Source organism: Bullifex porci (assembly GCF_009695635.1).
GTDB classification, from domain to species: domain Bacteria; phylum Spirochaetota; class Spirochaetia; order Sphaerochaetales; family Sphaerochaetaceae; genus Bullifex; species Bullifex porci.
The window spans coordinates 1-5,032 of sequence record NZ_VUNN01000041.1; the positions used below are offsets into that span (position 1 = coordinate 1).

At 39.7% G+C, this 5,032-nt stretch carries 6 protein-coding genes; 1 reads left to right on the top strand and 5 read right to left on the bottom strand.

Annotation, left to right across the window (positions count from 1 at the left end; all coding sequences use genetic code 11):
• Both tnpB and FYJ80_RS11400 read right to left on the bottom strand, forming a co-directional pair.
• The coding region (gene tnpB, locus FYJ80_RS12340; protein WP_206361088.1) for an IS66 family insertion sequence element accessory protein TnpB at positions 1-142 on the bottom strand (142 nt) is incomplete at its 3' end.
• Positions 132-509: a helix-turn-helix domain-containing protein gene (locus tag FYJ80_RS11400; RefSeq protein ID WP_154427010.1), complete on the bottom strand. Its 378-nt coding sequence runs from the start codon at positions 507-509 to the stop codon at positions 132-134. The genes tnpB and FYJ80_RS11400, both read right to left, overlap by 11 nt.
• Before the next feature lie 304 nt (positions 510-813).
• Here FYJ80_RS11400 and FYJ80_RS11405 point away from each other — a divergent pair, with 304 nt between their 5' ends.
• The gene (locus FYJ80_RS11405) at positions 814-1,119 is read left to right on the top strand and encodes a hypothetical protein (RefSeq protein ID WP_154427012.1); all 306 of its coding nucleotides are present in this window, start codon (positions 814-816) and stop codon (positions 1,117-1,119) included.
• 38 nt (positions 1,120-1,157) lie between these two features.
• Here the strand turns inward: FYJ80_RS11405 and FYJ80_RS11410 are convergent, their stop codons facing one another.
• From FYJ80_RS11410 to FYJ80_RS11420, 3 genes are read right to left on the bottom strand one after another with little or no spacing between them, the layout of a single operon-like run.
• Positions 1,158-2,831 carry a S41 family peptidase gene (locus FYJ80_RS11410; RefSeq protein WP_154427014.1) on the bottom strand — a complete coding sequence of 558 codons (1,674 nt, stop codon included), beginning with the start codon at positions 2,829-2,831 and terminating at the stop codon, positions 1,158-1,160.
• Entirely contained in the window at positions 2,828-3,544 is a 717-nt protein-coding gene (locus tag FYJ80_RS11415) for an outer membrane beta-barrel protein (protein ID WP_206361087.1), read from the bottom strand. Before FYJ80_RS11415 ends, FYJ80_RS11410 begins: the two co-directional genes overlap by 4 nt.
• A 32-nt stretch (positions 3,545-3,576) precedes the next feature.
• The gene (locus FYJ80_RS11420; RefSeq protein WP_154427018.1) at positions 3,577-4,080 is read right to left on the bottom strand and encodes a phosphatase PAP2 family protein; all 504 of its coding nucleotides are present in this window, start codon (positions 4,078-4,080) and stop codon (positions 3,577-3,579) included.
• Between the last annotated feature and the right edge of the window lie 952 nt (positions 4,081-5,032).

Here is a 5,032-nt window from a genome sequence, read left to right on the forward strand (position 1 = left end):
TACAAAAGATAAACATTGCTTTTGCTCTTGAATCTAAATTCATCTCTTCATCTACAATGCAAGAGAGAGTTCTAAAGCTCTTTCTTGCATCTGTAAAACCTGGTCTTACATAGTAGCTATAAGAGTCGTAGTCAAAGAACATTGCATTCTCCAATAGCTTTTATTAAAGATATTAGATCCGAGTTATTCATTAACTTATTTATCTCGACTGTTAATGAGCCTTTCTTAATAACTAAAGAGCCTTCAGTATATTTAGGTTCTTCATTAACAACTTTTACAAAGCTACTTATTTTCTTCTCTACTTTAGCTGGTAGTAAAGTATTTATATTTAGATGACTAAGTAGAGTTTCATCTGCTGGTGCTACATCAGCATAATTTTTGGATTTTTCCCAAGTATGAATAGATGAGCGAGGAATATTTAAGGCTCTAGAAAGGTTTGTTACAGTAATACCAGCTCTATGAGCTGCTACTACATTACGTCTTGTTTGCTCTGGATAGTGATTATACATGTTGTTTTCGTCCTTTTAGACGAATTTTCATACAATCGGAAAAAAACTTAAATATCAGCTGAAAACACGCTTACCCGTAAACTATGCTTTCGGTGCATATCTTCTGAGAAACTATGGGGGAGCAGCTCTGCTTGCCGCATTAACCTCTCATGATACTCCGGGGACTGGCAAGGATGTCATCAACAACGCATTCAGTATCCTTGGACTGAAGAATAATGATGGAGGCGATCTTACGTTTGAGGATGCTGCCGCTACTTTTTATCAGGTATGCATTTACACATCAAAGGAAGATGCTGATAAAGGCATGTCACTCAATAAGGAAGTTGAATTCAGTGTGGGGGACATTACAGTCACGGCACCTGCAATTGACCTTATGAATATCAGATCTTCTCAGGGCGAACTCATAAGTGAGTCTTCCGTAATGCCTTTCCCATACTCTGAAATCATAAAAAGTGATGATTACGCTGCAGTTCAGCTACATCCTTATGGGTTCATCCTCTCCGATCTTGCCCGTGATGATGAGATGAGCGGTGAAAAACCGATAAGGAATGCAGGCAGGATTGTAATTGAGCTTCCATCCAATCCTGATGTTAAAATATATTTCCACTGAGGGTGATACTCCGGAAGAACCTTCCGGAGTATACGTTTTTATCTATGGTCTTTAATCCACTCGAAGGCTTTGCCTAGTCTTGAATCCGTTCCCGCAAAGAAATCAACACTATTAAAGTTTTCTTCATAGCCTTTATCTGGAGTAAGGCCTTTGCCTTCGTAAGAGACATGATTTGTGTCCCTGATGTTTCCATATGGGGTATAAACAGATGTTATGTACTTTCCGACACTGAACTTCCCTGAATTGTACGTAAGAATGTCACCTGCCAGTGTTCCGTTTGCCCCTATGGTTACGCCTCCGGTCTGACCGCCGTTTGGTAAGGAATTAACCATTAACACCGTTATTTCACCATTGGATGCGGTTGCCGTATTTGTAATTACGACTACAGGCTTTGAGGCGATGTCTGAGAACTCGTTTCCATAGAAATCCGCTTCAGGATAGATGTACAGCGGAAATTCCTGTGTGAGATCGAGTCTTCCCGCTCCGGTTTTATTCTTCTGGTATCCAATCAGATGAGGTTCCCTGAACATGTCGCCGAAGAGAATCTCCCTGTCTGCATTGTACCCACCGCCATTACCCCTCATGTCGAGAATCATGCCTGCTGCGTTTTCATTCATCTTAAACTTATGAAAGTCCATCAGGAACTGCTTCATTTCGGCCTGATCCTTCAGTGGAAGGAAATTGAATCCTGAACTTATGAAATATACTGTATTGGCTGTGTAATCAACCATGGCTCTTCCGTCAGTTTCCTTTGTGATTCCACTGAGTGCCAGCATCTTCAGATTCACACCCTTTTTGTAACCAGTCTGATCATATTCCGGGCTCACACTCAGAACTAGACAGAGCGTCCAGTCTGAGAAAAGACTGTCCAGCTTCTGTTCTTCGCCCTCCCAGGATAAATCGGAAACGGGGTAATAGGGCCCGTATGAATAAATTGCCTTTCCTGGAAATGAGACTTCAGGATGTTTATAAGCTTCAACGTCATCGGATGTGAAATCCAGAATTTCTCCGTCATATGTGGTTACTGAACCAAATTTATGGGAAGATGAGTAAAGCATGATTGCTTCCCCATACGCCGGTGTCCTGAGCTGAATCTTCGGATTTAGCGCATTGCATTTCCCAGATTCATCCCACTTGAAATAAAGAGAGCCATATTTTGCAATAAAATCATCTGTTTTTACAAGAGTCGTGGTCAGAGGAATGGAAAATGTGTTCTCCATGATGCTTTTTGAATCCTCATAAAACATGTCGGCGGGAAGCCGATCAAATTTTTCGTAGTAATCGTAGATTATTTCCAATACTTCCTGATCAGAGAGCTCCGGGTGTTCCTTTTTCAGTATCCTGTACTCGGAAGGAGAGAATGAGTAGCCGAATGCATCCATTTTGAAGTGACCGTCACTGAGGTTCTTTACCGAATCGAAGAGAAGAATGGTACCTTTTTTTGTCGCTACACGATCAGATGTATCGATGTTGCCAAGCTCGCGGAACTTCGGGATGAACTCTTCATATACTTTGTCCCATTCCCCGTTAGCATCGTCCAGATCCCAGAAAACATAGTTATCGCTGAGTCCTGTCCAGAGTCCTTTGAAAAGGTCCTCCCATGTCCCGCTCATTGCCATATCCGAAGGCAGAACCGGAGAGTTCTGGGAACAGGAGCACAGTAAAAAGACCAGCATGGTAATTATCAGTAATGTTAGTTTGTGTTTTTTCATTTTCCGCCTCCGAAGTTATACATGATGCCGCACTCCGCGATCAGGGCATTGTTCCTCATCACAGGAGCATAATACTTCTGTCCTTTTCTCATGTCTGTGATCCCCATTCTGTATGAAAGGCGCAGCATTAGGACAACACTGTCAAGCCTGTACTCCAGGCTACTCCTGAAAAGAAGACCGAAAGCAAACCTGTTGTCGTACCGGTCACTGAATTCGTGGTAACCTGAGTAATACCCGAACTCACCTTTTTCCCCGTCCAGGCTTATAGAAGAGCCCATTGTTTTCCCTTCCCTGTATGAAGCAGCCCAGAAACCAAAATATCCTCCGGCTCCGAGAGTTGCCGACATCCTGCCATCCGTGAGTGAGAGGCTTAATGCCAGAGGAAGTTCAATGTAGCTGTTTATGTTTGTTTCATAAGTCTGTATCGTGTCGGATAGCGATACGGAAGTGTAACTGCTTTTAAAGTTCTTCTGCAAGAAATCGATTCCTGTTTCAATGCCGATGTTATCATGCACCTGAAACACCATGGGTATACTTATCGAAAACCCATGGCCCGGAGCATAACTCTGACCTGTCTTGTATCCGGTATCGGTACTGATCGACGAGTATACATACCCCGCTGAAAGACCTACATATCTGTCTCCGCCGCTTCTTGAAAAAAGTGGGGCCAGCAGCAGAACCGTGAGAATGACAATTGCTGTAAGTTTCTTCATAGTAAACCTCTGTTTGTTTATATTTCTTTCATTTACTTTGCCGTCAGCCTGCATAAACAGTAACCGATGATGGTTCCAAGTACAGCACCGAAGATCACGTCTGTCGGATAGTGCACGAAGAAATACAGTCTGCTGAAGCCTATCAGGCCGGCAAATACCAGTGTGAAAATCCCGGTTCTTTTATAATTCATGAACACTGACACTGCTGATGCAAAAGCAAGCATGGAGTGCACTGAAGGACAGGAGTAACTGGTAGAGCGTTTTACAATAAGAGGAACAGATGTATCGACATTACAAGGTCGTATTCTTCCTATAAGCTCCTTCAAAACTCCATCACCAATAAAGTATGCAAGAATGTAGCTTACAAGGATACATATTCCACATTTAAGAGTTTTGGGAATTAGGAAAAGTATTAGCCCTAGAATTACCCAAATTTCACCCTTTGCACCCACAAAGTCATTGAAAACAATTACCATTATTCTATCAAGAACCGGATTATGCCAGCTTTGAATTACCTGTAGCATTGCCATTTCCATAATCCACCTCCTGCCTGAAAGTATTTTTTTTCACATCAGTCATATTATCTTAAAAGCCATGCTTACAAAAGTCTTGGGTGTGAACTTTTTTGATTAAAATAAAACAGTATTTCTCATGGGAGTATAAAAAAACACCGCATTATTTCGACCTGTTATAGAACGTCATTTTATTTGATGAAGTTCTAATCAAAATAAATGAAGATAGATAACCAATAATATGACTAAGAACTAGTCAAAATATTTGAAAATGAAAGAGTAAAAAAATATGAGAGTTACCAACAACCTGCAATTCGTTATAACTCTCATCAAAAAAGGTATCTTCATGATAACACTTAAAGTTGAAAAAGAGAATAGCGAATTAAAAGATTGTCTTCTTGCTCCTAAACTTTATTCAAGAGGTAAAAAGACAATATTCGATTTAAAACTTGCTGTTTTATTACTAACTCTAAAAAAATAAAGCATGCAATTCAAATAACAAGCCTAAAAAAGCTGCTTAATAGAACAGAGATTCTTACAAATTAATTTAAAACCTTTAATTCGCCACAAAAGGGCGATGAATCCATATACGCTTTTATATCTTATTTAATACTTTTACTGGCATTAATCTCTTATGATATTTATATTTGTTATTCTCACATTATGATTTTTTATTTGTCCTCAGTTGTCAATACCTAAATTAAGAATATTTGTATAACTATCAAAATTGAGCATAATTCTTCTGTTTGAGTTATATAAATATTAGTCATGAAAAGATATAACGACACACCCTAAATATTAGGGTTGAAAAAAATATAATACAGATGTAGTCTGAGTTTAGATTATGTTATTTAAACTCAGATGGGCATTATGCAAGTTCTATGAAGCTGCTTGTATCGATGCCCTCTAGTTTTTCTCTCTTTAGCTTCTTTTTAAGATTTGTATAATCACCAAATCCTGCATAGAGTTTCTTGCT

What these genes read in the sequence shown, in the direction of transcription:
- FYJ80_RS11400 (WP_154427010.1), bottom strand. Translation starts at nt 509, where the DNA reads ATGTATAATCACTATCCAGAGCAAACAAGACGTAATGTAGTAGCAGCT.
- FYJ80_RS11405 (WP_154427012.1), top strand. Translation starts at nt 814, where the DNA reads ATGTCACTCAATAAGGAAGTTGAATTCAGTGTGGGGGACATTACAGTC.
- FYJ80_RS11410 (WP_154427014.1), bottom strand. Translation starts at nt 2,831, where the DNA reads ATGAAAAAACACAAACTAACATTACTGATAATTACCATGCTGGTCTTT.
- FYJ80_RS11415 (WP_206361087.1), bottom strand. Translation starts at nt 3,544, where the DNA reads ATGAAGAAACTTACAGCAATTGTCATTCTCACGGTTCTGCTGCTGGCC.
- FYJ80_RS11420 (WP_154427018.1), bottom strand. Translation starts at nt 4,080, where the DNA reads ATGGAAATGGCAATGCTACAGGTAATTCAAAGCTGGCATAATCCGGTT.